This is a genomic window from Streptomyces sp. NPDC057474 (genome assembly GCF_042802555.1).
In the GTDB taxonomy this organism is placed as follows: Bacteria; Actinomycetota; Actinomycetes; order Streptomycetales; family Streptomycetaceae; genus Streptomyces.
The window spans coordinates 1-23,365 of sequence record NZ_JBHVDX010000167.1; the positions used below are offsets into that span (position 1 = coordinate 1).

Annotated in this window: 25 protein-coding genes and 1 pseudogene; 11 read left to right on the top strand and 15 right to left on the bottom strand. The window is 69.8% G+C overall.

Translation table 11 applies throughout. The features are described from left to right. The first annotated feature begins 156 nt into the window (after positions 1-156). On the top strand, positions 157-1,248 hold the full coding sequence (locus tag ACFU53_RS33985; protein WP_384001214.1) for a LacI family DNA-binding transcriptional regulator: 1,092 nt from the start codon (positions 157-159) through the stop codon (positions 1,246-1,248). Between the two features lie 133 nt (positions 1,249-1,381). On the opposite strand, the gene ACFU53_RS33990 is transcribed toward ACFU53_RS33985, so the two are convergent. From ACFU53_RS33990 to ACFU53_RS34000, 3 genes are all read right to left on the bottom strand, one after another. Next, positions 1,382-2,197, bottom strand: a complete 816-nt coding sequence (locus ACFU53_RS33990; RefSeq protein ID WP_384001217.1) for an SAM-dependent methyltransferase — start codon at positions 2,195-2,197, stop codon at positions 1,382-1,384. Between the two features lie 144 nt (positions 2,198-2,341). Then, entirely contained in the window at positions 2,342-2,602 is a 261-nt protein-coding gene (locus ACFU53_RS33995) for a DUF397 domain-containing protein (RefSeq protein ID WP_384001220.1), read from the bottom strand. 1 nt (position 2,603) lies between these two features. After that, the gene (locus ACFU53_RS34000) at positions 2,604-3,479 is read right to left on the bottom strand and encodes a helix-turn-helix domain-containing protein (protein WP_384001223.1); all 876 of its coding nucleotides are present in this window, start codon (positions 3,477-3,479) and stop codon (positions 2,604-2,606) included. A 477-nt stretch (positions 3,480-3,956) separates the two neighbouring features. On the opposite strand from ACFU53_RS34000, the gene ACFU53_RS34005 reads away from it, so the two are divergent. Both ACFU53_RS34005 and ACFU53_RS34010 read left to right on the top strand, forming a co-directional pair. Continuing rightward, positions 3,957-4,433, top strand: coding sequence for an ATP-binding protein (locus ACFU53_RS34005; protein ID WP_384001227.1), 477 nt, complete (start codon positions 3,957-3,959; stop codon positions 4,431-4,433). 84 nt (positions 4,434-4,517) lie between these two features. Further along, positions 4,518-4,734: pseudogene (locus ACFU53_RS34010) on the top strand (adenosine kinase); the annotation flags it as partial. 624 nt (positions 4,735-5,358) lie between these two features. On the opposite strand, the gene ACFU53_RS34015 reads toward ACFU53_RS34010, so the two are convergent. From ACFU53_RS34015 to ACFU53_RS34025, 3 genes are all read right to left on the bottom strand, one after another. Then, a complete protein-coding gene (locus ACFU53_RS34015; protein ID WP_384001230.1) occupies positions 5,359-5,961 on the bottom strand; it encodes an ATP/GTP-binding protein in 603 nt (200 codons plus the stop codon). A gap of 44 nt (positions 5,962-6,005) precedes the next feature. Then, the gene (locus ACFU53_RS34020; RefSeq protein ID WP_384001233.1) at positions 6,006-6,434 is read right to left on the bottom strand and encodes a roadblock/LC7 domain-containing protein; all 429 of its coding nucleotides are present in this window, start codon (positions 6,432-6,434) and stop codon (positions 6,006-6,008) included. Positions 6,435-6,507: 73 nt separating this feature from the next. Beyond that, entirely contained in the window at positions 6,508-6,783 is a 276-nt protein-coding gene (locus ACFU53_RS34025) for a hypothetical protein (protein ID WP_384001236.1), read from the bottom strand. 794 nt (positions 6,784-7,577) lie between these two features. Here ACFU53_RS34025 and ACFU53_RS34030 point away from each other — a divergent pair. Further along, on the top strand, positions 7,578-8,813 hold the full coding sequence (locus ACFU53_RS34030) for an acyl-CoA dehydrogenase family protein (RefSeq protein ID WP_384001239.1): 1,236 nt from the start codon (positions 7,578-7,580) through the stop codon (positions 8,811-8,813). A gap of 147 nt (positions 8,814-8,960) precedes the next feature. Here the strand turns inward: ACFU53_RS34030 and ACFU53_RS34035 are convergent, their stop codons facing one another. From ACFU53_RS34035 to ACFU53_RS34060, 6 genes are all read right to left on the bottom strand, one after another. After that, positions 8,961-9,545, bottom strand: coding sequence for a GAF domain-containing protein (locus tag ACFU53_RS34035; RefSeq protein WP_384001242.1), 585 nt, complete (start codon positions 9,543-9,545; stop codon positions 8,961-8,963). A 37-nt stretch (positions 9,546-9,582) separates the two neighbouring features. After that, positions 9,583-10,185 (bottom strand): ATP/GTP-binding protein, encoded by a 603-nt coding sequence (locus ACFU53_RS34040; RefSeq protein WP_384001245.1) that lies wholly within the window; start codon positions 10,183-10,185, stop codon positions 9,583-9,585. Next, complete coding sequence (locus ACFU53_RS34045) at positions 10,163-10,531, bottom strand: DUF742 domain-containing protein (protein ID WP_384001249.1); 369 nt, start codon at positions 10,529-10,531, stop codon at positions 10,163-10,165. Before ACFU53_RS34045 ends, ACFU53_RS34040 begins: the two co-directional genes overlap by 23 nt. Positions 10,532-10,535: 4 nt before the next feature. Beyond that, the gene (locus ACFU53_RS34050) at positions 10,536-10,973 is read right to left on the bottom strand and encodes a roadblock/LC7 domain-containing protein (RefSeq protein WP_384001252.1); all 438 of its coding nucleotides are present in this window, start codon (positions 10,971-10,973) and stop codon (positions 10,536-10,538) included. After that, the gene (locus tag ACFU53_RS34055; RefSeq protein WP_384001255.1) at positions 10,960-12,753 is read right to left on the bottom strand and encodes an ATP-binding protein; all 1,794 of its coding nucleotides are present in this window, start codon (positions 12,751-12,753) and stop codon (positions 10,960-10,962) included. Before ACFU53_RS34055 ends, ACFU53_RS34050 begins: the two co-directional genes overlap by 14 nt. A gap of 639 nt (positions 12,754-13,392) precedes the next feature. Further along, positions 13,393-14,349 carry a helix-turn-helix domain-containing protein gene (locus tag ACFU53_RS34060; RefSeq protein ID WP_384001258.1) on the bottom strand — a complete coding sequence of 319 codons (957 nt, stop codon included), beginning with the start codon at positions 14,347-14,349 and terminating at the stop codon, positions 13,393-13,395. Positions 14,350-14,712: 363 nt separating this feature from the next. On the opposite strand from ACFU53_RS34060, the gene ACFU53_RS34065 reads away from it, so the two are divergent. The 5 genes from ACFU53_RS34065 to ACFU53_RS34085 are packed head-to-tail and all read left to right on the top strand — an operon-like array spanning position 14,713 to position 18,772. Next, positions 14,713-16,068, top strand: a complete 1,356-nt coding sequence (locus tag ACFU53_RS34065) for an ATP-binding protein (protein ID WP_384001261.1) — start codon at positions 14,713-14,715, stop codon at positions 16,066-16,068. Next, positions 16,065-16,478, top strand: a complete 414-nt coding sequence (locus ACFU53_RS34070; RefSeq protein ID WP_384001264.1) for a roadblock/LC7 domain-containing protein — start codon at positions 16,065-16,067, stop codon at positions 16,476-16,478. The genes ACFU53_RS34065 and ACFU53_RS34070 overlap by 4 nt, the downstream gene beginning before the upstream one ends. Continuing rightward, the gene (locus ACFU53_RS34075; protein WP_384001267.1) at positions 16,475-16,834 is read left to right on the top strand and encodes a DUF742 domain-containing protein; all 360 of its coding nucleotides are present in this window, start codon (positions 16,475-16,477) and stop codon (positions 16,832-16,834) included. Before ACFU53_RS34070 ends, ACFU53_RS34075 begins: the two co-directional genes overlap by 4 nt. Beyond that, positions 16,812-17,414: an ATP/GTP-binding protein gene (locus tag ACFU53_RS34080; protein ID WP_384001271.1), complete on the top strand. Its 603-nt coding sequence runs from the start codon at positions 16,812-16,814 to the stop codon at positions 17,412-17,414. The genes ACFU53_RS34075 and ACFU53_RS34080 overlap by 23 nt, the downstream gene beginning before the upstream one ends. A 50-nt stretch (positions 17,415-17,464) precedes the next feature. Next, positions 17,465-18,772: a cytochrome P450 gene (locus tag ACFU53_RS34085; RefSeq protein WP_384001289.1), complete on the top strand. Its 1,308-nt coding sequence runs from the start codon at positions 17,465-17,467 to the stop codon at positions 18,770-18,772. A 49-nt stretch (positions 18,773-18,821) separates the two neighbouring features. On the opposite strand, the gene ACFU53_RS34090 is transcribed toward ACFU53_RS34085, so the two are convergent. Continuing rightward, positions 18,822-20,069 (bottom strand): cytochrome P450, encoded by a 1,248-nt coding sequence (locus ACFU53_RS34090; protein ID WP_384001274.1) that lies wholly within the window; start codon positions 20,067-20,069, stop codon positions 18,822-18,824. A gap of 199 nt (positions 20,070-20,268) precedes the next feature. Between ACFU53_RS34090 and ACFU53_RS34095 the strand changes: the two genes are divergently transcribed. Then, positions 20,269-20,658, top strand: a complete 390-nt coding sequence (locus ACFU53_RS34095; RefSeq protein ID WP_384001277.1) for a hypothetical protein — start codon at positions 20,269-20,271, stop codon at positions 20,656-20,658. 81 nt (positions 20,659-20,739) lie between these two features. Here ACFU53_RS34095 and ACFU53_RS34100 read toward each other — a convergent pair whose 3' ends face one another. Together ACFU53_RS34100 and ACFU53_RS34105 are read right to left on the bottom strand one after the other, a co-directional pair. After that, entirely contained in the window at positions 20,740-21,135 is a 396-nt protein-coding gene (locus ACFU53_RS34100) for a DUF6114 domain-containing protein (protein ID WP_384001280.1), read from the bottom strand. Next, on the bottom strand, positions 21,132-21,794 hold the full coding sequence (locus ACFU53_RS34105; RefSeq protein WP_384001283.1) for a DUF6230 family protein: 663 nt from the start codon (positions 21,792-21,794) through the stop codon (positions 21,132-21,134). The genes ACFU53_RS34100 and ACFU53_RS34105 overlap by 4 nt, the downstream gene beginning before the upstream one ends. A gap of 742 nt (positions 21,795-22,536) precedes the next feature. On the opposite strand from ACFU53_RS34105, the gene ACFU53_RS34110 reads away from it, so the two are divergent. Further along, complete coding sequence (locus ACFU53_RS34110) at positions 22,537-23,190, top strand: Tat pathway signal sequence domain protein (protein WP_384001286.1); 654 nt, start codon at positions 22,537-22,539, stop codon at positions 23,188-23,190. The last annotated feature ends 175 nt before the right edge of the window (positions 23,191-23,365 follow it).

Genomic DNA, 23,365 nt, shown 5'->3' on the forward strand with positions numbered 1-23,365 from the left:
GACCCGCACCCCACAACGCCCCCCGGGGGGTCGAAGGGGCTGCGCCCCTGGGGGAGCGGACGGGTAGGGGCGGCGGGGGCGAGACCCATCAGACCTATCCTGTGACCCCGGACAGAACCCCACCGCCCCGGACCCCGTCGAAAAGGAACCCGCCGCATGCCCCGAAGCACCACGGACGGCAGCGCGGCCGAAGGCCCCGGCGGAGCCACCCGCGGCCGCAGCCGACGCAACTTCGCCGGCTCCCGCCCGGTGATGGACGACGTGGCCCGCCTCGCCGGCGTCTCCAAGCAGACCGTCTCCCGTGTCCTCAACGACAACCCGGCGGTCCGTGCGGAGACCCGGGAGGCCGTGCTGGAAGCCATGCGGACGCTCGGCTACCGCCCCAGCCGCAGCGCGCGCTCGCTGGCCAGCGGCCGGACCAGGATGCTCGGGGTGATCTCCTTCGACGCGGCGCGCTACGGCCCCGCCTCCACCCTGACCGCGATCAACACGGCGGCCCAGGAGGCGGGTTACCTCGTCAGTTCCATCGCCCTCGACACGGCGGACCGGGACACCGTCGTCCAGGCGGTGGACCGGCTGTCGGCCGAGGGCGCGGACGGGATCATCGCCATCGCCCCCCAGCGCCCGGTCGCCACCGCCCTCGCCCAGGCCCGCCCGGCCACTCCGCTGGTGATGCTGGACAACGGCCTCGGCGACGGCACCCCCGTCGTCTCCTCCGACTTCACGGCGGGCGCCCGGCTCGCGACCGGCCATCTGCTGGGCCTCGGCCATTCCACCGTCTGGCACATCGCGGGACCGACCGGCTGGACGTCCGCCGACCGACGCGCCGCGAGCTGGCGCGAGACCCTGACGAGAGCCGGCGCACGCGTCCACGAACCCCTCGTCGGGGACTGGAGCGCCGACTCCGGCTACGAGCTGGGGAGGCGGCTCGCCGGCAGTTCGGACGTCACCGCCGTGTTCGTCTCCAACGACCAGATGGCCCTCGGCCTGCTGCGCGCTCTGCATGAGGCCGGCCGCCGGGTCCCGGACGACGTGAGCGTGGTCGGCTACGACGACATCCCGGAGGCGGCGCATCTGCTGCCACCGCTGACGACGATCCGTACGGACTTCTCCTCGATCGGCACGACGGCGCTGCGCTTGCTGGTGAGGCAGTTGGGCGATCCGGAGGAGATGGGTGACTCTCCGGAGCGGGAGCCGGTCATCCCTGTTGAGCTCATCGTTCGTGACAGTACGGGGGCGGCGGGGTAGCGCGCCTATGGGGGTGCCGCGATGGGCGGGGGGCGTCCGCGGGCCCGGTGGAGGCTGGTCGCGCAGTTCCCCGAGCCCCTGAAAGACCCCTGGCCCGGCATCAGGCGCCGGGCCAGGGGGGAGGCGATCCAGATCACGGCTTCCGTGCGATCGCCCCGTACATCGCGATGTCCTCGTCGCGGATGTTCTCCTCGCCCGTGCCGTCCGGATGCCACTTGTGGACCTGGACGATGCCGGGCTCGACGAGTTCGAGGCCGTCGAAGAACTCGTGGGCCTCGTCGATCGTGCGGAGCCGCATCGGCATCTCGCGGGCCGCGTACTCGCGGGCGACGCGGCCCACCTCCTCGGGGGCGAACTCGGCGGTGCCGATGGTCATCGCCAGGTAGCTGCCCGAAGGGAGGGGTTCGAGGAGACGGCGGACGATACCGACCGCGTCGTCCTCGTCCAGCACGAAGTGGACGATCGCGATCACGGTGAGCGCGACCGGCTTGCTCAGGTCGAGGGTCTCCAGGAACTCCGGGGACCCGAGGACGGTCTCCGGGTCCTGGAAGTCGGCCTCGATGTACGCGGTCTTGCCCTCGGGGGTGCTGGCCAGTAACCCCTGGGACAGGGTGAGGACGATCGGGTCGTTGTCCACGTAGACGACCCGGGACTCGGGGGCCACCGACTGGGCTATCTCGTGGAGGTTGGGGGAGGTGGGGATGCCGGTTCCGATGTCGAGGAACTGGCGCATGCCCGCCTTCTCGGCGAGCCAGCGCACCGCACGGTTCATCCAGTCGCGGTTGGCGCGCATGTGGACCGGCAGGGCCGGCCACTCGTGCGCCATCGCGTCACCGGCCTCTTTGTCGGCCGGGTAGTAGTCCTTGCCGCCGAGGATGTAGTCGTAGATCCGCGCGGAATGCGCGTGCTCGGTGTCGATCCGGTCGGCCGGCCATCCGTTGTCGGGCAACGCCGCCCCTCCCATCAAGTCGTGTCGTACAGGTGCACGGTCGGGCAAAGCCCGGGGTTCGCCAGGCGAAGAACCCCGGATGTGGCACAGGTGGTGCTTCGGTTCCAACAGGTGGTGCGTCAACGAGGCGTGGCAGCAAGGGAGTCAGAGCAGGAAGTCGGCCTCGCCCGCCTTCACGCCGGTCAGAAAACTGGTCATCTCACGGGGGGTGAAGAGCAGCGCCGGGCCGTCCGGGTCGGTCGACTGGCGTACGGCGACCCGGCCGTCGGCGAGCTTCTTCACCTCCACGCAGGCACCGCCCGCGTCGTCGCTCCACGGCCGGTGCCAGTCCCGGGTGCCGAGGTCGCGGGCAGGCATGCCGTTACGGACGCCGTTGTGTACTCCGTTGGGTATGCGGTGGTGCACGTCAGAGCTCCTTGCGTAGCGCACCGAGGAGGGCCTCGGTCTTGCGGGCGGGCGCCGACTGCGCGCCCAGCCGGTCCAGAGCCTCGCGGTAGACGACGACGTCGTCCCCCTTGTCGAGATACACCGCGCCCACCAGACCGCTGAGGTAGACGATGTCCGGCAGCTCGGGTGCCCTGAACCGGAAGAGATGGAACGCACCGGCCCGCATCGCCGGATGCGGACCGTTGTGGAACGGCATGAGCTGGACCGTCACATGCGGGAGCCGGTTCAGCTCGATCAGATGGTCGATCTGGGCGCGCATCACGTCCGGTCCGCCGACCGGCCATCTGAGCACCGTCTCGTCCATCACCACCCACAGCCGCGGTGGTTGCTCACGGGTGAGGAGTTCCTGGCGCCGCATCCGCAGCGCCACCCGCCGCTCGGTGTCCTCGGGCGCCGCGTGCGGGTTGCCGGCGCCGAGCAGGGCACGGGCGTACTCCTCGGTCTGGAGCAGGCCGTGCACGAACTGTGCCTCGTACGCGCGGATCTGGAGCGCCGCCTGTTCCAGGCTGAGATAGGCGGCGAACCAGTCGGGCAGTACGTCACGGTAGGTGTGCCACCAGCCGCGCTTGTTGGCCTCGCGGACCGACTTCAGGAAGGTCTCGATCTCCTGCTGGTCCCGTACGCCGTAGATCTGGAGCAGTTTCTCGACATCCGGGAGGCGCAGGCGGGCGACCTTGGCGGCCTCCAGCCGGCGGATCGTGGAATGGCTGACACCGATCGCCTCGCCCGCCTGTTCGAACGTCAGTCCGGCGCGCGTGCGCAACTCCTCCAGCTGTCTGCCGAGGATCATGCGCAGTACGGAGGGGGCGCCGCCCCAGCCCGTTTCCGCGGTCACGCCCACCACCCCTCACGCCGAGCCCAGAGGTCATGTCGAAAGGTCTTGCGACTATTGCGCACTTTCCTTCAAGGGTTGCGCGTTGTTGTGCGAGTCGCTTCGAGAGCGCAGTCTGACACGATCTTGGCTCGAACGGGGACGGCATGCGACTCACAAATTGCAAATTTCAACTTGCTGGTTGCGAGGTGTTGTTCGCGGATGCCACAGTGGACGTACCGTCACGGCTTTGGTGAACGTTGAAGCTGCGCGGCCAGGTTGGGGGAGATGTGGCCGCAACTCAGCGCTGTGCGCCGCGAGTTGCAAGAGCTCTCGGCGCATGGCGAGACGGCCGTGGCACCGGCCACCACTCCGGTGCGAAGGGCCAACGAAAGGCATACGGCGATGGCTTCGCCCACTCTCCCCCAGTCCACGGACCGGTTAGCCCCGACCATGTACCCACCCCTTGGAGCAGAGGCGTACGAACCCCACAGAGCGGGCGTGTTCGGGCTGCCCGCGGTGCCCGCGTCGGCGGGCGAGGCGCGCAGAACCGTGCGCGAGTTGCTCGGCGAGTGGGGGGTGCGTCCGGAGACCCGTGAGGACGCCCTCCTGATCACGTCCGAGCTGGTCACCAACGCGTTGACACACACCGACAGCGAGCGGATCGTGTGCCGGCTGCACTTCACCGGCCGTCGGCTCCGGATCGAGGTCGAGGACCAGAACAGCGGTCACGCACAGCCTGCCCGGCGTCGTCCGGGCCCCGACGACCAGAACGGGCGAGGGCTCATGCTGGTCGGCATGCTCAGCAGCGACTGGGGGGTGCGCGACACCCCACAACGGTCCGGTCGCGTCGTCTGGGCAGAACTGCCGTCGGAGGGCCGGGAAACCGCCGAGCCCGCCCCTCCGACGGCCCTGCACGAGAACGAAGGATTCCCCGTGACCGACCTGACCGACCTGACCGACCCGTCCTGGACCTAGGCGGGCCTTTCGATCGGGCCCCGGGCCCCGTCGCCGCGTTCGCCGGTGGGAGTGACCGGAGTCCCGCTCCGGTCACTCCCCATGGGCGACCTGGTCCGCGCGCTGCACCGCGACCGGGGCGTCGCGCTCACCGAGGCGCCCCTGCCCGGCGGCACCCGGCGCGCGGTGAACCGTCGGTCGGCCCGGACGGAGCCACCACGTCCACGTCTCCATCAGCCGGCCGTGCGCGGCCTCTCTGCCGGTGCTGCGCGACCTCGGCGTGATCGTCTCGACCGATCTGCACGAATGGGACGGCGTCAACCGTTCCTGTGGACTGAGCGGGAGTGAGCCTGTTCAGCCGCGCGCCCCGAACGGTCTTGGGCGAGCTGGTCCCCGGCGTACTCGTCCCCGGGGTGGCGACACGCATCCTGTGCGTGGTCCGGGCCCGGGAGGCCCCCGCGGCCGGAGGCCGCTGATGGACACAGCCCTGCGAGACCTGGCCGAATAGGTACAGCCAGAGGCGACGGAGAGGCCCTGAACCATCACACCGGTGAAACAGGGGCCCCGCACGCTGGCGCCGTACCCCGCGTCCCAGATCGCAGATCGCAGATCGCACGATCACGCGAACCCAAACGGCCCAGGACAACGCCAGCCCGGAAGCCGACCATCACACGATCGAGCTCATTCGACCTCATGCGCACTCCTTGGCGAGCAGTTACCACCCCTACCACGAGCCGTTCGCCTACGCCGTGGTCTCTTCGGCGCGATCGCCGGCGCCTACGCCCGCACCGCCCCCTCGACCCGCACCGCCTCCATCAGCCGCACCGACTCCACCAGCCGTGCCGAACCACTCGCCCGGGCCGAGGAATCGGCCCCCTGGGTCTCAGCCGGAGCCGCAGAGCCCCCCGTGTCTCAGCCAGGGCCGCGGAGCAGGCGCCCCGGGGCCTCAGCCCGGGCGGAGGCCCGCCGCCACCAGCCGGGCCTCCATCTTCCGGCGGGCCGCGCCGAGCACCGCCAGCAGGACCTCCTTGCTGGACTGGCGCTGGCGTACGTCGCAGAGGAGGACCGGGACGGTGGGCGCCAGGTCGAGCGCCTGGCGGACCTGCTCGATGTCGACCTCACGGCGGCCGTCGAAGCAGTTGACGCCGACCGCGAAGGGAATGGAGCGGGACTCGAAGAAGTCGACCGCGGCGAAGGAGGCGTCGAGCCGCCGGGTGTCGGCGAGGACCACGGCACCGAGGGCACCGCTGCAGAGGTCGTCCCACATGAACCAGAAACGGTCCTGGCCGGGCGTACCGAAGAGATAGAGCACCAACTCGGGGGAGACGGTGATGCGGCCGAAGTCCAGGGCGACGGTGGTCGAGACCTTCCTCTCGACGCCCCTCAGGTCGTCCACGATCCTGCCCGCCGCGGTGATGTGCTCCTCGGTCGCCAGCGGGGTCACCTCGCTCACCGAGCCCACCATGGTGGTCTTGCCGACGCCGAAGCCACCCGCGATGAGGATCTTCAGGGCGGTGGGTACGACCGGCTCGGAGCTGACGGACACCATCCATCACCCTTTCGACGAGTTCCAGGCCCGGCCGCCGTCGCGGCTCATGCGTCCTGCACGTAACCGGACGGGGTTTCCGAACGGGGCGCCGCACTCAGGTACTTGCCGACCTGCTTGACCAAGGTGCCCATCTCGAACGCCATCATGCCGACGTCCACCTCCTCCGCGGCGATCGCGGCCAGCCGCGCGCCACGGCCCGCGGAGGTGACGAAGAGGAACGCCCGCTCCATCTGGATGACCGTCTGCTGGACCTCCCCGCCGTGGAAGTGGCGGGCCACGCCCCGGGCCAGGCTGTGCATGCCCGAGCCGACGGCGGACAGATGCTCCGCGTCGTCGAACCGGATGTCCTTCGACTTGCCGATGAGAAGGCCGTCCCCGGACAGCACGATGGCGCAGCGGATCTCGGGTATGCGTTCCACGAGCCCGTCCAGCAGCCAGTCCAGTTGGGGACCGGGTTGTACCTGCTCTGTCATGTCGTGCCTGTTCCTCACGGTCGTTCGGCGCCAGGGGCGGCACCGGGTCGTCGGGGCGCCGGGGCAGCGTCCGTCAGCCGGCGTCGGTCCGTGGTGCCGGTCGGCCGTCGGTTCTGTCGGAGTCGTCCGGTCCGGCGAGCCGGGCCCGCGTCGAGCCCCGCCGGATCGCCACCATGGCGCGGGCCAGGGCGTCCGGGCAGAGCCTGTCCTCCGCGTCGTCGTCCGCTCCGGGGGCCTCGGCCGCTTCCTTGCGGGGCCGGGGCGCGGACGGAGCGCTCCGGGGCCGCCGGGGCAGGCCCTGGAGGAGGGGCGGGGCGCCGGTTTCGGTGCGGGGCGTGTCACCGCTCATCCGGGCCGCCGTGTCGTACCGCGCGTGGGGCCGATGGGGGTCCCCCCGCGCGAGTCCATTCGAGCGCGGGGGAGGGTGCCTGGCATCTGATTCCTCGTACGACAGCGAACATCCGATGGCGATGGGGGTGCCGCGAGCTGCCCGGCATCCCCTGTGCTCCGGCTTGACACACCGTCGGCGGATGTCAGCGGGCGCACGGAACGGTATCAGGACCCGAGGCCCGTCGTCAGCACCCGCCCGGCCGCAACTTCCCGCAGGACGGACGCAATTGACGAGGACCGCGGAGACGGGGCGCGCGGGCTCGGGCGGCTCGGCGGAGGGCTTGCTTCCGAAGGTTTTCCGGAAAGCTGACTTGTCGACACAGTAAAGCCTCGGGATCGGCACTACCCGGCCACATCCGGCACCTGAACGGGTGGCTTGAAATCTGTGTCGACCTGCTCAAACATGCACGGACGGCGCGACAGTTTGGTATTTGGCGATGCACAGCGCGGAGGGAAGACGCCTCATACCGGGTGTGCCTGGCTGTCAGGTCGGCCGTGCCCGATTCCGGGTCAGGGTGACCATGCAAGTTCGGCTTGGAAAGTATCAAAATGTGGACATCATCGTACTCATCTCTCACATCCGGGCTCAGATTTCAACAGCCCATGTTTCGGCCAAACACCTTAAACGATCTTGGCGTGAGAGGTTGATTTGTAGACCATGTTGCACGTCGGCCAGGTCCCCCCCTTGGAACCACAGCCTGACGTACAGCCACCGCGCCTTCCGGGCGCGGGGAAACGCGAGAAGGGCTTGGCGTGGAACACGTCTTCACAACGCAGGACCACGAGGATCTACGGCAGCGTGTACGAGAGTTCGCCGAGCGTGTGGTACGGCCACTGATACCCGAGATGGAGGCCTCCCGTACCGCGCTGGTGAGACTCTCCCGGTTGATCGCCCAGCAGGGGTGGATCGGCGCCACCATCGACCCGGCCTACGGCGGCATGGGCGCGGGCCATCTCGCCAAGACCATCATCATCGAGGAACTGTCCCGTGTGAGCGGCGCGATGGGGGCCATGGTCCAGGCCTCCCAGCTGGGCGTCGCCAAGATCATTCACTTCGGCGACGAGAGCCAGAAGAGGTACTGGCTGCCGAGGATCGCCGAGGGAGAGGTGCTGCCGACCATCGCGGTCACCGAGCCGGGGTCGGGGGGCCACGTAGCCGGCATGGAGAGCAGCGCGGTACGGGACGGCGACGACTACATCCTCAACGGCCGCAAGGTCTTCGTCGGCAACAGCCATGTGGGCGACGTGCACGGTGTCGTGGTCCGCACCGGCCCGGGTTCCAAGGGCATGACGGCCTTCCTCGTCGAGTCCCACCGGCCCGGCTTCTCCCTGGCGAAGCAGGTGCCCTCCATGGGCCTGCACGGCTTCAGCTTCGGGGAGCTCATCTTCGAAGACTGCCGGGTGCCGGTCGCCAACCGGCTCGGCGAGGAGGGCGAGGGACTGGCCGTCGCCTACTCCTCCTCGGTGCTCTACGGCCGCCTCAACCTGACGGCGGTGTCCCTGGGCATCCACCAGGCGGTGTTCGAGGAGACCGCCCGGTACTGCGGTGAAGTGAACCGCTACGGCAAGCCGTTGGGGCATCTCCCCAACATCAAGATCGAGCTGGGGCGGATGCTGCAACGCCTCACCCTCGCGCGGCAGAGCGCCTATCTCGCCGCGCATCTGCTGGACAACGGGCGGCCCTGCGATGTCGAGCTCATGTCCGCGAAACTCTTCAATGTCGAGTCGTCCATCGAGTCGGCCCAGGCGTCCGTGAAAATGCACGCGGCCTGCGGCCTGTTCACCGACCGCCCGGTGGAGCGCTATCTGCGCGACGCCTTCCACATCTACGCCCCCGCCGGCACCTCCGAGATCCAGGGCCTCAGGCTGGGCGAGTTCGCGCTCGGCGAGAACAAGGGCCAGTGGTCCGAGCGTCTCGCCGATCTGGTCCGCACCCCGCAGGTCGAGCCGCGGGAGACGGAACCGATCCAGGTCCGCGAGCTGGTCTAGGCCACCGTCCGGTCTCGTCCCGCCGGGCGGGGCCGGGAAGCAGAGAAACCGCGGACACAACGTCGTGTCCGCGGCTTTCGTGAGCCGGGTGCCCGGCGGCCCGCTTCCCCTCGGCCCACCGGACCGGCGGCAACGCCCGGTCGGGTTTCAGTTGCCGGAGGCGATGACCTGGATCTGGTCGGACATCTCCTGCGCCATGTGCTTGATGATCTCCAGCCGCTGCCGTCCCCACGTACGGGAGTCGGTGTCGACGACACAGATCGTGCCGAGGTTGATCCCCGCCAGCGTGTCGACCAGCGGAGCGCCCATGTAGGAGCGGATACCGATCTCGTCCACGACCGGGTTGCCCGCGAACCGCGGGTAGTCGCAGACGTCGTCGAGCACCAGCGCCGCGGTCCGCTTGACGGTGTGCGGGCAGAAGCCGTGGTCCAGCCGCATCTCCCGGCTCATCGAGCTCTCGCTCGCCTGCCCCTGCGCGATGTTCACGGGGCCGGCGTCCGGCGTGTAGAGCCCGGCGAAGAACTGACGCCTGTCGTCGACGAAGTTGACCATCGCGTACGGCGCGTCCAGCTCCAGGGCCAGCCGGCGCGCGAACTCGTCGAACTCGGCCCGTGGGGTGTTCGCGAGCCCCAGCTGGGCGAGCCTGGCGGCGCGTTGCGGGCCGGCCGGATCCTCGGGGGTGAGGAGCAGACGGTCGAGCGGTGGCTCATAGGAGGAATAGGGGCTGTTCATCAGAACTCCGTTCGAGATCGGCTGAGTTGCGTGGTAATCAACGGAGCACGGGTGGCTGGTACGACGCCACGCCGGGTGTCATGCCGAGCAGATGCTGCACGAGTTCGACGAGCACGCCCGTACCGGAGCTGCAGTGCCGGGCGTCGCAGAACACGATCGGTGCGTTGGACTTCAGGCCGATGGCGTCGCGGACCTCTTCGATGGAGTACTGGTACGCGCCGTCGAACTCGTTCACCCCCACGACGAACGGGATTCCGCGCACCTCGAAGAAGTCCACCGCGGGGAAGCACGCGTCGAGCCGGCGGGTGTCGGCGAGCACCACCGCGCCCAGCGCCCCGTCGGACAGCTCGTCCCACATGAACCAGAACCGTTCCTGCCCGGGTGTGCCGAACAGATACAGGACGTGGTCCGAGTCGAGGGTGATACGGCCGAAGTCCATGGCCACGGTGGTGGTGGACTTGTCCTCCACCCCGTCGAGGCTGTCGGTGCGGACACTGGCCGTGGTGATGACTTCCTCGGTGCTCAGCGGCGCGATCTCGCTGACCGCCCCCACGAAGGTCGTCTTGCCCACCCCGAATCCTCCCGCCACGAGGATCTTCAGGGCGGTCGGGAAAGGGTCAGAGCCGTGCGCGTAGGCCATCAAGCACCGCCTCCAAAACATCTCGGTTGGCGGCGGAGGCCGCCTCGACGGCACGGGGCGCCCGTGCGGTGAGCGCCTCGTGCTGCACTAGGTCGGACAACAGGACTTTGGTGACGGCTACCGGCAGGTTCATCCGCGCGGCCACCTCGACCACCGGCACCGGCCTGACGCACAGGCCGAGCGCCAGGTCGTGGTCGGGGCCGAGGTCGGTGATCGGGTGGATGCCGGTGGCCATCACCAGGGTGAGCAGGTCGAAAGGCGTCGAGGGCCGAGTGCGCCCGTTGCTGACGGTGAACGGCCGGACTAAGCGTCCGGCCTCCTCGTCCAGGAACATCTCGTCCGTCATCGCGTCACATCCCCGCGCTGGACGGTGCGGTGGTCGGGCGGCGGGCCGGCGTGGCGAGGAACGGCTGCACGGCCCGGATCAGCATGCCCATCTCGTAGCCGAGCGTCTCGGTGTGCGTCGTCGCGTCCGCGGTGACCGCCAGTACGGCGCCGTGGCCCGCCGAGGCCACGATGAGGATGCCGTTGTGCAGTTCCACGATGACCTGGCGGACGGTGCCGCCGTTGCCCAGCACCCTGTCGTGGCCGAAGGAACGGCCCAGGGAGTTGAGCCCGGAGGCTATCGCGGCCAGGCGGTCGGCGTCGTCGGCGCCCAGATCCACATGTGCCTTGCTCAAGCCGTCGGACGAGAGCAACAGCACCTGGCGGGTACCGGGGACGGTCTTCTTGAGGTTCTCCAGCAGCCAGTCGATGTTCTGTCCGGTGGGGTGGCTATCGCTCACCATGGTGGGGTTCTTCTCCTTGCGGTTGGGGCGGGGCCCAGCGCGTGTCGTCGACGGGGATCGCGTCGGAGGTCGCGCCGGCGAGACCGAAGCCTCGATTAATACCGGCCAGGAGGCCGGGACTGAAGTTCAGGTCCTGTTCGTTGGTCTCGGGACGCGGAGCGGGTCCCTGGCGGAGCTCCGGGGCCAGGTGCTCCATCGCACGGCGCTTCGGCAGGACCGGCCTGGCGGGCCCACCGGACCCGTGCGGGGCGGCCGTCGGACGCTCGTAGCCCGAGGGGCGGTACTCGGACCGCATGTCGGAGACGGGCTGCGCCCGCTCGTGCCTCGGGGCCGCCGGGGGCGGCACGGGGGCGGCCGACCGCTGCGGTATGCCGGCCGGGGGACCGGCCTGGGAGGGGATGGAGACCGGGGGACCCACGTGCGCGTGGAGCGGTGCGGCGACGGGCGGCGCCGCGTGGGACTGGACCTCCCACGCGGGCGCGGACGCCTGCCCCGGGTGGGGTGCGGCGGGCCTGACCTGGACCGGTGCCTGGACCGGTCCCGGCCCCTCCTCCTCACCCAGCAGCCCCTGCGGCAGCACCAGGACGGCCTGGACGCCGCCGTAGATGTTGCCCTGCAGCTGGACCGCGATGCCGTGCCTGCGGGCCAGGGACGAGACCACGAACAGACCGATCCGGCCGTCGGCGAGCAGTTTGGCGACGTCGATGCGGGCCGGGTCGGCGAGCAGCGTGTTGATCCGGTCCTGGTCCTCCTGGGGTATGCCCAGGCCGCGGTCCTCGACCTCGATGGCGATGCCGGCGGTCACCCGGCGGGAGCGCAGGAGGATCTGGGTGTCCGGGTGGGAGAACATGGTGGCGTTCTCGACCAGCTCGGCCAGCAGGTGGATGACGTCGGCGACCGCGTGGCCGCGCAGCGTGCCCTCGATGGGCGGCACCAGCTTGACGCGGGAGTACTGCTCGACCTCGGCGATGGAGGACCGCAGCACCTCGGTCAGCGTCACCGGATTGGTCCACTGGCGGCGGGAGACCGCGCCGCCGAGCACCGCGAGGTTCTCCGCGTGCCGCCGTATTCGGGTGGCCAGGTGGTCGATGCCGAAGATGCGCCGGAGCAGGTCCGGGTCCTCGACCTGGTTCTCCAGATCGTCCAGCTCACGGATGGTGCGGTGGACGAGCGACTGCAGCCGACGGGCCAGGTTGACGAAGACCTCGACCTTGTCGCTGTTGTCGTCGGAGGCGGCCTGGAAGTAGCTCGCCGCCCAGACGAGGGCCTCTCGGGCCCGGTGTTGGGCCTCCGTGACCTCGTACTCCAGCTTCTGGTACGGGTCTTCGGCGCGCGACGCCTGGTAGGCGAAGCCCCGCGAGAGCAGCTGCTCGCCCCGCTTGAGCCGGGTCAGGTCCTCGTCGAGCGCCCAGTTGCCGGTCGTGATGGCCCGGCGCAGCGACTCGGCGCGCTTCGCGTCGGACCTTGCCCGTGACCTGGCGGCCATCACGGCCCCGGCTATGCAGCCGCAGCCGAGGACCGCGCCGCCCGCCAGCACACCCCAGGTGGCGGCGTCGGCCGCGCCCTCCTGCAGTCGCAGGACCGTGCCCGTGACGGCGGTGGATATTCCGGCCATGAACGCGGCGGGGAGTACGGCGAGCCGCGTCAGCCGGGGCTGGGGTGCGGAGGAGTTCGCGGAATCCGACGCCCCGGTCTTTCCGTGCCGGTGACGAGACGGGGGAGTCGTCGTGTCCGGCCGACCGTGATCCGGGGTTGTTGCGAAGGGTGGGGGTTCAGGCATCGGAGTCCTCTCGATGAGCCAGTACGCGACAGAGTAGCGAAGAACGTCAACTATCTGACCAGCGGTCCTAGACGCTCAGGGGAGGTCTGTCACCTGAGGTGCCGTCAGTGGCGGCAAGGGTCTGCGACGCCTTTTTACCGTCTGTTCACGAGGTGGCGCCGCAACAGTTCTTCACACCCTGGCCGGGGAGCCGCGCCGTCTGTGAAAGAGGGGCTGTCGGGTGGCGGGCCACCTGCGGGTTCTGTCGCGCCCGTATCCGGCCCGGACCGCGCCCACGGAGCACGGCGCGTCGGGACAAAGCCACTCGGTCACCGCGTCGGCGGCCCTCAACTGGGTTTTTTCGATGCACAGTTGACCACATGTGCCGACTGGTCACACACGGCGCGCACGGTGAATCCCAGCAACATTCACACCAAGATGGCGGAAAACATGCGGTGCGCCTGCTTGCGCGGGTCCGCTCACCTCGCCCGGACGCGGTCAAAACCGACGGACGGCTATGCTTTGACTAAGCTTTAGATTTCAACGGAACGGTGGGGGCAACAGGTGTGAGAACCTACTGGCCGGGTGGTCCCCCCGCCGGTACGGTCCTTGCTGAACTCCACTGTTTCCAGAGGGAGTTGAGTCAGTATGTGCGTCGGGTCAGCGTATGCTCCGGCGCATCTCCCGCGGGCTGACGCCGTAGCGCCGCCGGAAGGCCGTGCTGAGGGCGCTCGCGGAGGAGAAGCCGACGGAGTACGCGAGATCCGTGATCGTCATGTGCTCGCACTCCGCGCACAGTAAGCGGTCCCGGACGAGCCGCAGCCGCTCCTCGCGGATCAGCTCGCGGGGTGTGGTGCCCGCCTTCTGCAGGGCGAGTTGGATCTGGCGCAGCGACCAGCCGAGGGCGCGTGCCACCGCCGTACCCGTGAGGTTCGGGTCGGCCACGTGGTCGCGCACATAGCGGCGGACCATCGCCTCCACCTCGCCCAGCTGTCCGGGAGCGTCGGGGCGGTCGTCGCCGGCGGTGAGCATGCACACCAGTTCCACGACCCGGTCGGAGACGGCGTTGAACTCCGGGTCGGTGAGGTGCTCCCGCTCCTCGTGCAGTCCGGTCAGCATCGAACCGACGATACGGCCGAGGCCGGCGGAGAGGTTCAGACCACTGGCGACCGGCGATCTGTTGTTGAGCCGGCCGTCCACCTCGCGGGCCGGGATGGTGAAGATGAACGCGTCGATGGCGTCGCTCTGGAGGCACTCGAAGGGTGACGCGAAGGTGACCAGCGCCGCCGTGCCCGGGGTCAGCCGGGCCTCCTCGCCGTCCTGTCGCAGTACGATCTCACCGCTCATCGGCAGCAGCAGCCGGTAGTCCTCGTCCGGGTCCTGACGCACCTGACGCACCGTGCGGGTGTACTCGATCTCGTCGGACCGGTATTTCACCAACTGGTACGTGTCAGTGCGCTGACGGACGGTCTCGCCGCGGAAGTTGTCGGACTGAGCGTACTTGAAGCCCATCCGGGACTGGTACGAGCCGATCTGCTCGGTCCAGAAGTCGGCACGCTCGCGCGGGGCCAACTCCTCGGTGGTCAGCGCCTCGACGCTGTAACTTCCCGCGGGCAACGCTGGTCCTCCCTTGTGCCGGCCCCCGACGACGTCCTTGTGGTCTTTTACGGCCTCCGATGGAAAAAACTTCAACTTCTGCTTGATCAAAGGTAGTTACCGTCCGGTCAGACCCGGAGGGCACCTTAGCGTGGCAAGCGGTTGCCATGTCGTCCGGCCGATGATGGCCGAATATGCCGGTGGAAGAGTCACAGCTTCGTCCGCGCCCCTTGCGCCACTCATGCGCCCTGTGGCAACTTCCGTGCGCGTCACGGAAAGTGCTCGAGCCATCGCTCAGCTAGCGTCGGGCGCTCCGTCAACTCCCGCCCGGCGTCCCGGACCCGCCGACGCCTGGGGACTTGAGGACGTAAGGACTTGTACTTCATGACCGAACCGATACCGCAGGCGGTGACCTGGGCCCTGGCAGCGGCCCTGTTCGCCACCGCCGTACTCCTGCTGCGCCAGCACGGGATCACCAGGCGGCAGCGCAGAAGGAACGCCGTCCTGACCGACGGCGTGCGGGCCCGGGAGGAGGAACTGCGCCACCTGGTCACGGTCCGCCTGCCGGCCCTCGCCGACCATCCCGGCCAGGGCTTCCCTGGCGTCGGACCGCTCGACGGCCGGCTCGCCGAGACGGAGTTCGGCAAGGGCCTCGACGAGGTGCTGGCCCGCTTCTCCGGCGCCGTCGAACACGCGCAGACCCGCGCCGACCAGTCCGCCAAGGCCGCCCTCAAGGCTTCCATGCGCTCGATCCAGGCTCTCGCCAACGAGCAGCAGGTGTCCATCTCCGAGATGCAGGACCGGCACGACGACCCCGACGTGCTGCGCGACCTCCTCGAAGTCGACCACACCAACGCCCAGTTCGGCCGCCGAGCCCAGGCCATCGCCGTACTGTGCGGCTCCTGGCCGGGCCGGCAGCGCGCCACCTCCCCGCTCGTCGAGGTCGTCCGCGGTGCCACCTCGCGCATCCGCGACTACCGGCGCATCCGGGTCCACGGCCAGGTCGACATCGCGGTGGAGAGCCGCGCCGTGGAGCCGGTCGTCCTCGCCGTCGCCGAGTTGCTCGACAACGCCGCCCGCCACTCCCAGCCCAACACCATGGTCGAGGTCAACGTCCAGAACGTGCACAACGGCGCGTGTGTCGTCATCGACGACGCGGGCGTCGGCATGGACGGCCACGCCGTGGAACACGCCACCCATCTGCTCAGTGGACGCAGCGAGGTGGACGTCACCCGCCTCGACGACCCGCCCCAGTTCGGCTTCGCCGTCATCGGAATGCTCGCCCGGCGCTACGGGTTCACCGTCTCCGTGGACACCCGCTCGCCGTATGGAGGCGTCCGCGCCGTCGCGTTCCTGCCCGCCGCGCTGCTCACCCACCTGGAGCCCGCCGCCCCGGAGCCACAGATCGACCTGACACCCGTGACCGAGACCGCCCCCGTCCCCCGCCGGGCCCTCGCCGAGAACGCCCCCGACGACACCACCGAGGGCGGACTGCCCAAGCGCCGCCGACGCGCCCCCAAGCGGACGGCCGCCCCCGAGCCGGAGCCCGCGACGCGGGCCGAGGAGATCCCCGGCCGCTCACCGGAGGAGAACGCCCGCATCATGGGCGCCTTCGCCCGCGGCACCCGCTTCGGCCGGGCGGCGGGACGCATCCTCGACGAGGACGAGTACGTCCCCGACGCCGCCGACGACTCCGCGCGGCCCACCCCCCACGAGAACGAAGGGACCCCCCACGCATGATCGAGCCCACGACCAACGAGCTGGGCTGGATGCTCGACGACGTGCTGAAGGTGCCCGAGGCCCGCCACGCCATCCTGCTCTCAGCCGACGGCATGCTCCGCGCCCACTCCGCCGACATCGGCCGCGACGACGCCGAGCGCCTCGCGGCCGGGCTCTCCGGACTGCAGTCGATCAGCCGCAGCACCGCCGAGTTCTGCGGCTCCACCGACAGCCCGTGGCGGCAGACCCTGATCGAGTTCGGGCACGGCTTCGTCTTCCTCGTCGCGGCCGGCGAGGGCGCCTATCTCGCGGTGTCCACCGGCGACGAGGTCGACATGGAGGCGGTCACGTACCGCATGCACAAGCTCGTCGACCGGCTGGGCAAGGAGCTGACCAGCCCGGCGCGGCTGGACACGGGCAGCAGGGCATGACGCCCCGCCGTCGGCCCGAGGGGCGCCTGGTGCGGTCGTACGTCGTCACCGGCGGCCGCGCCCACCCGACCCGCAACACCCTGGACCTGGTCACCCTGCTGATCGCCACCACCGACCTGTCGCTGTCCGGCCTCACCCCGGAGATGCGCCGCGTGATGGAGCTGTGCCGCCCCGGCGCGCTCTCCCTCGCCGAGGTCGCCGGCCATCTGCGGCTGCCGGTCAGCGTGACCAAGGTGCTGGTCGCCGACCTCATGGACAGCGGCCACATCGTCACCCGCGCACCCGTACCGGCCGCCCGGCCGTCCGACGCCAGAATCCTCCAGGAGGTCCTCGATGGGCTCCGCGCCCGCCTCTGACGACGTCTACCTGCGGCCGACGGTGAAGACAGCGGTCAAGCTGCTCGTCGTCGGTCACTTCGCGGTCGGCAAGACCACGTTCGTCGGCACGCTCTCCGAGATCCGGCCGCTGCGCACCGAGGAGGTCATGACCGAGGCAGGCGCCCTGGTCGACGACCTCGCCGGAACCCGCGACAAGACCACCACCACGGTCGCCATGGACTTCGGCCGGCTCACCCTCGACGACTCGCTGGTGCTGTACCTGTTCGGTGCCCCCGGACAGCAGCGCTTCACCAAGCTCTGGCAGGACATGACCCGCGGCGCCCTCGGCGCGCTGGTCCTCGCCGACACCCGGCGTCTGTCCCACTCCTTCGACGTGATGGGCGTCCTGGAGGAGCTGGACCTGCCGTACGCCGTCGCCGTCAACGACTTCGACGACGCCCCCGTGCACGATCTGGACGAGGTGCGCGAGGCCCTCGACCTGCTGGACGAGACCCCGCTGGTGCGCTGCGACGCCCGCGACCCGGACTCCTCCACCCGGGCACTGATCTCCCTCGTCGAGTACCTGCTGAGCCGCGAGACCGAACTGGAGAACGCGTGACCCCCGCATCGCCGTCCGGCCCACCCCCGGGCTGCCCGGCCCACCAGCCCATGTACGGACCGGAGTTCGCCACCGACCCGGCCGCGTTCTACCGGCGGGCGCGCGCGACCGGCTCGACCACACCCGTCGAGTTGGCCCCCGGCGTGCGGGCCACCCTCGTCACCTCGTACGAGGCCGCGCTGCACGTGCTGCGGAGTACGGAGACGTTCGCCAAGGACCCGCGCCGCTGGAACGACCTCAACGACGGCACCGTCCCCCCGGACAGCCCCGTCGTCCCGATGATGATGTACCGGCCCAACGCCCTGTTCTCCGACGGCGAGGAACACCGGCGGCTGCGCGGCGCCATCACCGACAGTCTCGCCCGGGTCGAGCCCAACACCCTGCGTGGCTACGTCGAGCGCAGCGCCGACACCCTCATCGACCGGTTCGCGCCCACCGGCAAGGCGGACCTCCTCGGCGAGTACGCCCAGGTCCTGCCCCTGCTCGTCTTCAACCACCTCTTCGGCTGCCCGGCCGAGCTCGGGCTGAGGCTGGTCGAGGGCATGTCCGCCATCTTCGACGGGGTGGACGCCGAGCGGGCCAACGAACAGCTCACCGCCACGCTCTTCCAACTGGTCACGCTGAAGCGGAAGCAGCCCGGCCCGGACGTGACGTCGTGGCTCAGCCTGCATCCGGCGCAGCTCACGGACGAGGAGATGATCCACACTCTCGTCCTCCTCATGGGCGCGGGCACCGAGCCGCAGCAGAACCTCATCGCCAACGGTCTGCGTCTGCTGCTGGCCGACGACCGCTTCGCCGGCGACCTGTCCGGCGGCAGCCTCCCCGTCGAGGACGCCCTCGACGAGGTGCTGTGGACCGACCCGCCGATGGCCAACTACGCCGTGCACTACCCGAAACGGGACGTGATGTACGAGGGCGTGTTGTTGAAGGCCGGTGATCCGCTCGTCGTCTCGCTGGCCGCCGCCAACACCGACCCGGCCCTGACGAACGATCAGCGGGCCGGCAACCGGGCCCACCTGGCGTGGAGCGCGGGCCCGCACAACTGCCCCGCGCAGAGCGAGGCCCGGCTGATCGCGTCGGTGGCGGTGGAGAAGCTCCTCGACCGGCTGCCGGACGTCGAACTCGCCCTACCGGTAGGTGTGTTGGAGTGGCGTCCGGGCCCCTTCCACCGGGCGCTCGCCGCGCTGCCGGTGACGTTCCCGCCGGCGCCCGCGGTCGGTGCGACGGCCGAGGCGCCCGCGTCTCCCGCGCGCCGCTCGGCGGGGCCGTACGGCAGCGGTTCCGGGGCCCGGCCGCCGGAGCCCACCCGCCCGAAGAGCGGATGGGCCCGGCTGCTGTCCTGGTGGCGCGGCGAGTAGCCGAACCGTCGGTGACGCCCGTCGGGCGCCACGGACGCGGTACGGACCGTCAGGCCCTGCGGACGGGGAGGCGGCGGTGGCCGTTGGAGATGAACGACTCCACGTGCCCCAACTCCTCCGCCGTGGCGCCCAGTTCGAGCGACGGGAAGCGCTCGAAGAGCGCCGGGAGCGCGATGCGGGCCTCCATGCGGCCGAGCGGGGCGCCCAGGCAGTAGTGCACCCCGTGGCCGAAGGCGAGGTGCTCCTTGTCGGCACGGGTGACGTCGAAGACGTCGGCGTCCTTCCCGTGCCGCTCGGGGTCGCGCCCGGCGGCCGCGTACGCGGCCAGGATCGGGTCGCCCTTGGCGATCACCACGCCCTCGGGGCCGCCGAACTCGGCGAGGTCGAGGTCCTCCACGGCGTAGCGCAGCGGCAGGCTCGCCACCGGTGCCTCCACCCGCAGCGTCTCCTCTATCACGTCGTCCCACGTCGCGCGGCCCTCCCGGACGTGGGCGAGCTGCTCGGGGTGGGTCAGCAGGGAGTGCACGGCCTGGTCGAGGAGGTTGACCGTGGTCTCGTGCCCGGCGCTGACCACCAGGACCAGGGTGTCGAGCAGTTCCTGCTCGCTGAGCCGGGTGTCGTCCTCGTCGCGGGCGGCGATCAGCCCGCTGGTGAGGTCGTCGCCCGGCGACGCCCGCTTGGCGGCGACGAGTTCGCCGAGCACGCCGTACATCCGCTCGTAGGCGGCGGTCATCTCACCCGGTTCGGCGGACGTGTCGAACAGCTTGTCCACCAACTCCTTCAGCACCAGCCCCCGCTCCTCGGGCAGGCCGAACAGCTCGCTGATCACCTGGATCGGCAGCGGGTAGCAGAACTCCTCCCGCAGATCGACCGTCCCCCCGCGCCGGAAGCCCTCCTCGACGCGGTCGAGCAGCTCCTTGGTGATCTCCTCGATGCGCGGCTGCAGCGCGGCCGTCCGGCGCGCCGTGAGTGCCTTGGAGACCAGGATCCGCAGCCGTTTGTGGTCACCGCCGTACGCGGTGAACATGTTCTGCACCGCGACCCAGGTGAACAGCGGCCACTCCGGGGTGATCTCACCGGCGGCGAACCTCGGCCAGTGCTGCCGTGCGTCCTTCGACACCCGGGGATCGGTGAGCAGTCGCTTGAGCAGATCGGGGCTGCTCACCGCCCAGGCCTCGACATCGTGCGGCCCCGGGAGCACGATCCGGGTCGCCGGACCCGTCTCGCGGATACGGGCGGCCTCACCGTGGATGTCACGGCCGGTCGCGTCAATCACCAGGGGGCTGGGGTGGCCCATGGGGGGTCCTCCTGCAGTCGAAAGCAGTCCAACAGCGCAACGTAGAAGCCCGGTCACGCTACGGCTTGGTAGCGTCGCCGGGCGAGGTCGTGCGCCGCGTGCTGCGTACGACGGCAACTTCCGTGCGCGTACTCGCAAGTCGGGTTCCGGGCCGACTCCTAGGATCGGGCTCACCCCCCATGAAGAGCCGGTGAGTGCCATGACGGTCAGCAGGGCCCCGCGCTGGATGTGTTCATACAGCCCCGAAGTACGCACCGTGCCGGCCGGGCGTTGGTGGAACGCCATACGGGTGCCGGTCGCGCTCGGCGCCCTCGCACTCAAGTCCCTCGGGGACGAGACGGGCGCCGTCATCAAGGACGGCTACGGCGGCATCATGTACTGGCTGGTCCCCCCGGGCGACGCGGCCGAATGGCGCCTGCCCGACGTCCAGGTCCTCGGCCGGGGCAGCCACGTGGCGGTCCCGCCCCTGCGCCGCACCTCGGGCCCCGGCCTCTACTGGCGTGTCCCGCTCTCCCACGAGAGCTACTGGACCGACACGGAACGCCTCCGCACGGCCCTGACCGAGGCTGCGGCAACGGCCACCTTGTGAACGCCGGACCCCGCGCCTTTCAGGGGCGCGGGGAACTGCGCGAACAACCACGACCGACCGGCACTCGCCGAACGACCGCGACTACCCGACCTCGGCGGCGTGCTTTTCTCCCCGCTTCGCGGAGCGCTTCTGCCGGGGTTCCTGATCCGGCAGCCAGCCGAAGGCGAGCGTGCTGCCCACCGCCCCCATCAGCAGGCCCACGACGAACCCGCCGATGTTGGACGTGAGCCAGGTGCCCAGCGAGAGCATGATCCCGAGGATGGAGTAGAACAGGCGCTGGGTGGGGTTGAAGAGGATCAGCAACCCGCACAAGATCATCAGCGAGGGCAGAAGGTAGCCCGCCAGCCCCTGCATTCCGATCTTCAGGATGACCGGCAGCGGCGCCTTCATGGTCAACAGGATCTCGGCGCCGCCCAGCACCAGCAACAGACCACCGGCGAACGGCCGGTGCCCTCTCCATTCCCGGAATCCGCTCACTGCGGGCAGCCCTCGCTCGTGAAACTCATGTGCAGGTCGGGGAGCTTGAAGACGGCCGCGGTGGCGGCGTAGTTGTGCTGATACAGATCGGTGATGACGACCGAGTCGGCCTGCTGGCCGTAGACACCCCGCGGACCCTGCTGGTCGACCTTGTCGAACGTGCTGGAGTCGCGGCCGATCTCGATGTTGTTGAACGAGGCGTCGCCCGAGATGTCGTCGGAGTCGATCGCCAGGTTCTTCACACTCACCGGCGTGGACTTGTTGCCGGCGGTGAGGACCAGCTGGATGCCGCCGAGATCGACACTCTGGCAGAGGTTCGTCAGCTTGCCGTTCTTCACGACCGAGGTCACGACCAGCACCTGACCGCCGGTGTCGCCCTCGTTCGGGCTGTTCTCGATCATGTGGTCGAGCGAGCCGAACTGGGCGAAGCCCTCACCTTCGAGCTTGTCGGCGGTGACCACGAACGGCATGCCGGAGATGGCGAACTGAACACCCAGAGCGCCCTGCGCGGTGAGGATCATCAGACCGGCGGCGACCGCCGTGGCCGGCACCGCCATCACGGCGGCGCGCTTCAGGCGGACCCGCCCGCGTCTTCCGGACGCTTCGGGACCCTCGGGTCTTTCGTTGGTGGACGCCGTGGCGTCCGAGGACGAGGCCATGTGTGCTCCCTGGACTTCCAAGTCATTGCAGATGGGGCTTCGACGGCACGTTGTCCTGGCGCGGACAGCGGTTGCGGCGCACGCCTGAGCACACCTCCCGTGGGTGCAAGGGCTTACTTGCTACGCCGCAGTAGCCATTCGCGAAGTTACCGGTGGTTACTTTCGAGGGTCAAGGCGCTTGTGGCAAAAGGATGTTGGTTGTGCGGCCCCTGTGAAAGGTGAACATCTCTCACCTTTGGTTAAACCGCCACCGGCCCTCGATTTTGGCTGGCCTCCGGGTAGTCACGGTGCATCAACTTCCTTGGAACGCCTTGACGTTGACTGTCCCTCAGGTCTACAACTCTCCCGGGTTTCCCCCACGGATCCGTGGCGCCGGATCCGACGCGCAGCGCATGCCACCGTCCCGAACTCCCCGTCGCAGGCGGGGTGTGGGTGGCACCACCTGAACGTGCTGCGCGGCCCGACGCAGCACCACCCCTCGCCGCGGTGCCGGGCACGGTCGCCTTCCCCTCCACTGGGCCGTGTCCGTCCCCCGGCTGTCGCTGTCGATCCGTCACGTACGGAGAAGGCGTGTCACGGATCGGCAGCGACCGTTCGGCGCCGTGCGGCATCGCCGCGTTCCCCCGCGCGAACGGTGTCCACTCGCGCACAATCCCCGCAGCCCGCGCTTCGCGGGGGCTGTCACCCGCACCTTCCGAGGGTCGTCACCTGCGGCCCTCACTTCCTGAGAAGAGGCACCCCCATGCGTACGCGATCCCTCCTTGCCCTCGCCGCCACCACCGCCGCCGTGATGGTGGCGGCCGTCAGCCCCGCCTCCGCCGCCGACTCCGTGCTCACCACCGGCGGCCTCGCCGGTGACGCGGTCGCGGTCGGCGACGTGCTCAACGCGTCGCTGGCATCCGGTACGACCGGCAAGTTCTACTCCAGTGCGACGGGCACGAGCGGCGTCTCCTGCGCCGGGTCGACCTTCACCGCCACGGTCACCGACAACCCGGCCGCGCCCGGCACGGCCACCGAGACGGTCGACGCCCACACCTTCGGCAGCTGCACCAGCAACGTCGTCGGCGTGCTCGGCGTCACCAGCGTCACGGTCAACAACCTGCCCTACACCACCACCGTGACCTCGGACGGCGTCGTCACGGTCAGCCCGGCGTCGGGCTCGGTCCTCCAGACCACCGTCGTGCTGCGCACCCTGCTGGGCACCATCAACTGCGTCTACCAGGCGGCCAGCATCACCGGCACGTCCAGCAACGACGACAACAGCATCAACTTCACGAGCCAGCCGTTCGCGAAGACCTCCGGCTCGTCCCTGTGCTTCGCCACCGGCTACTTCACGGCGAAGTACGCGCCCGTCACGGACGTCACCCAGGGCGGCGCGACGGTCTACACCAACTGACCCGAGGAGCACGTCGGTTACCGGTCCGGCGGCCGGTAACCGACGTAAGCCATTGATCAGTCGCACGATCGGCAGCCCTGATCGTTCACCCGATCAGTCGTCGATACGGGAGCGGCGCCCGCGTCCGCGGAGGAACAGGGCGGTGCCCACGGCGAGTACCAACGCCGTGGCGCCG

What these genes read in the sequence shown, in the direction of transcription:
- ACFU53_RS34065 (WP_384001261.1), top strand. Translation starts at nt 14,713, where the DNA reads ATGACCGAACCGATACCGCAGGCGGTGACCTGGGCCCTGGCAGCGGCC.
- ACFU53_RS34080 (WP_384001271.1), top strand. Translation starts at nt 16,812, where the DNA reads ATGGGCTCCGCGCCCGCCTCTGACGACGTCTACCTGCGGCCGACGGTG.
- ACFU53_RS34105 (WP_384001283.1), bottom strand. Translation starts at nt 21,794, where the DNA reads ATGGCCTCGTCCTCGGACGCCACGGCGTCCACCAACGAAAGACCCGAG.
- ACFU53_RS34035 (WP_384001242.1), bottom strand. Translation starts at nt 9,545, where the DNA reads ATGAACAGCCCCTATTCCTCCTATGAGCCACCGCTCGACCGTCTGCTC.
- ACFU53_RS34075 (WP_384001267.1), top strand. Translation starts at nt 16,475, where the DNA reads ATGACGCCCCGCCGTCGGCCCGAGGGGCGCCTGGTGCGGTCGTACGTC.
- ACFU53_RS34070 (WP_384001264.1), top strand. Translation starts at nt 16,065, where the DNA reads ATGATCGAGCCCACGACCAACGAGCTGGGCTGGATGCTCGACGACGTG.
- ACFU53_RS34015 (WP_384001230.1), bottom strand. Translation starts at nt 5,961, where the DNA reads ATGGTGTCCGTCAGCTCCGAGCCGGTCGTACCCACCGCCCTGAAGATC.
- ACFU53_RS34090 (WP_384001274.1), bottom strand. Translation starts at nt 20,069, where the DNA reads ATGGGCCACCCCAGCCCCCTGGTGATTGACGCGACCGGCCGTGACATC.
- ACFU53_RS34055 (WP_384001255.1), bottom strand. Translation starts at nt 12,753, where the DNA reads ATGCCTGAACCCCCACCCTTCGCAACAACCCCGGATCACGGTCGGCCG.
- ACFU53_RS34020 (WP_384001233.1), bottom strand. Translation starts at nt 6,434, where the DNA reads ATGACAGAGCAGGTACAACCCGGTCCCCAACTGGACTGGCTGCTGGAC.
- ACFU53_RS34085 (WP_384001289.1), top strand. Translation starts at nt 17,465, where the DNA reads ATGTACGGACCGGAGTTCGCCACCGACCCGGCCGCGTTCTACCGGCGG.
- ACFU53_RS33985 (WP_384001214.1), top strand. Translation starts at nt 157, where the DNA reads ATGCCCCGAAGCACCACGGACGGCAGCGCGGCCGAAGGCCCCGGCGGA.
- ACFU53_RS34050 (WP_384001252.1), bottom strand. Translation starts at nt 10,973, where the DNA reads ATGGTGAGCGATAGCCACCCCACCGGACAGAACATCGACTGGCTGCTG.
- ACFU53_RS34095 (WP_384001277.1), top strand. Translation starts at nt 20,269, where the DNA reads ATGACGGTCAGCAGGGCCCCGCGCTGGATGTGTTCATACAGCCCCGAA.
- ACFU53_RS34045 (WP_384001249.1), bottom strand. Translation starts at nt 10,531, where the DNA reads ATGACGGACGAGATGTTCCTGGACGAGGAGGCCGGACGCTTAGTCCGG.
- ACFU53_RS34025 (WP_384001236.1), bottom strand. Translation starts at nt 6,783, where the DNA reads ATGAGCGGTGACACGCCCCGCACCGAAACCGGCGCCCCGCCCCTCCTC.
- ACFU53_RS34040 (WP_384001245.1), bottom strand. Translation starts at nt 10,185, where the DNA reads ATGGCCTACGCGCACGGCTCTGACCCTTTCCCGACCGCCCTGAAGATC.
- ACFU53_RS34110 (WP_384001286.1), top strand. Translation starts at nt 22,537, where the DNA reads ATGCGTACGCGATCCCTCCTTGCCCTCGCCGCCACCACCGCCGCCGTG.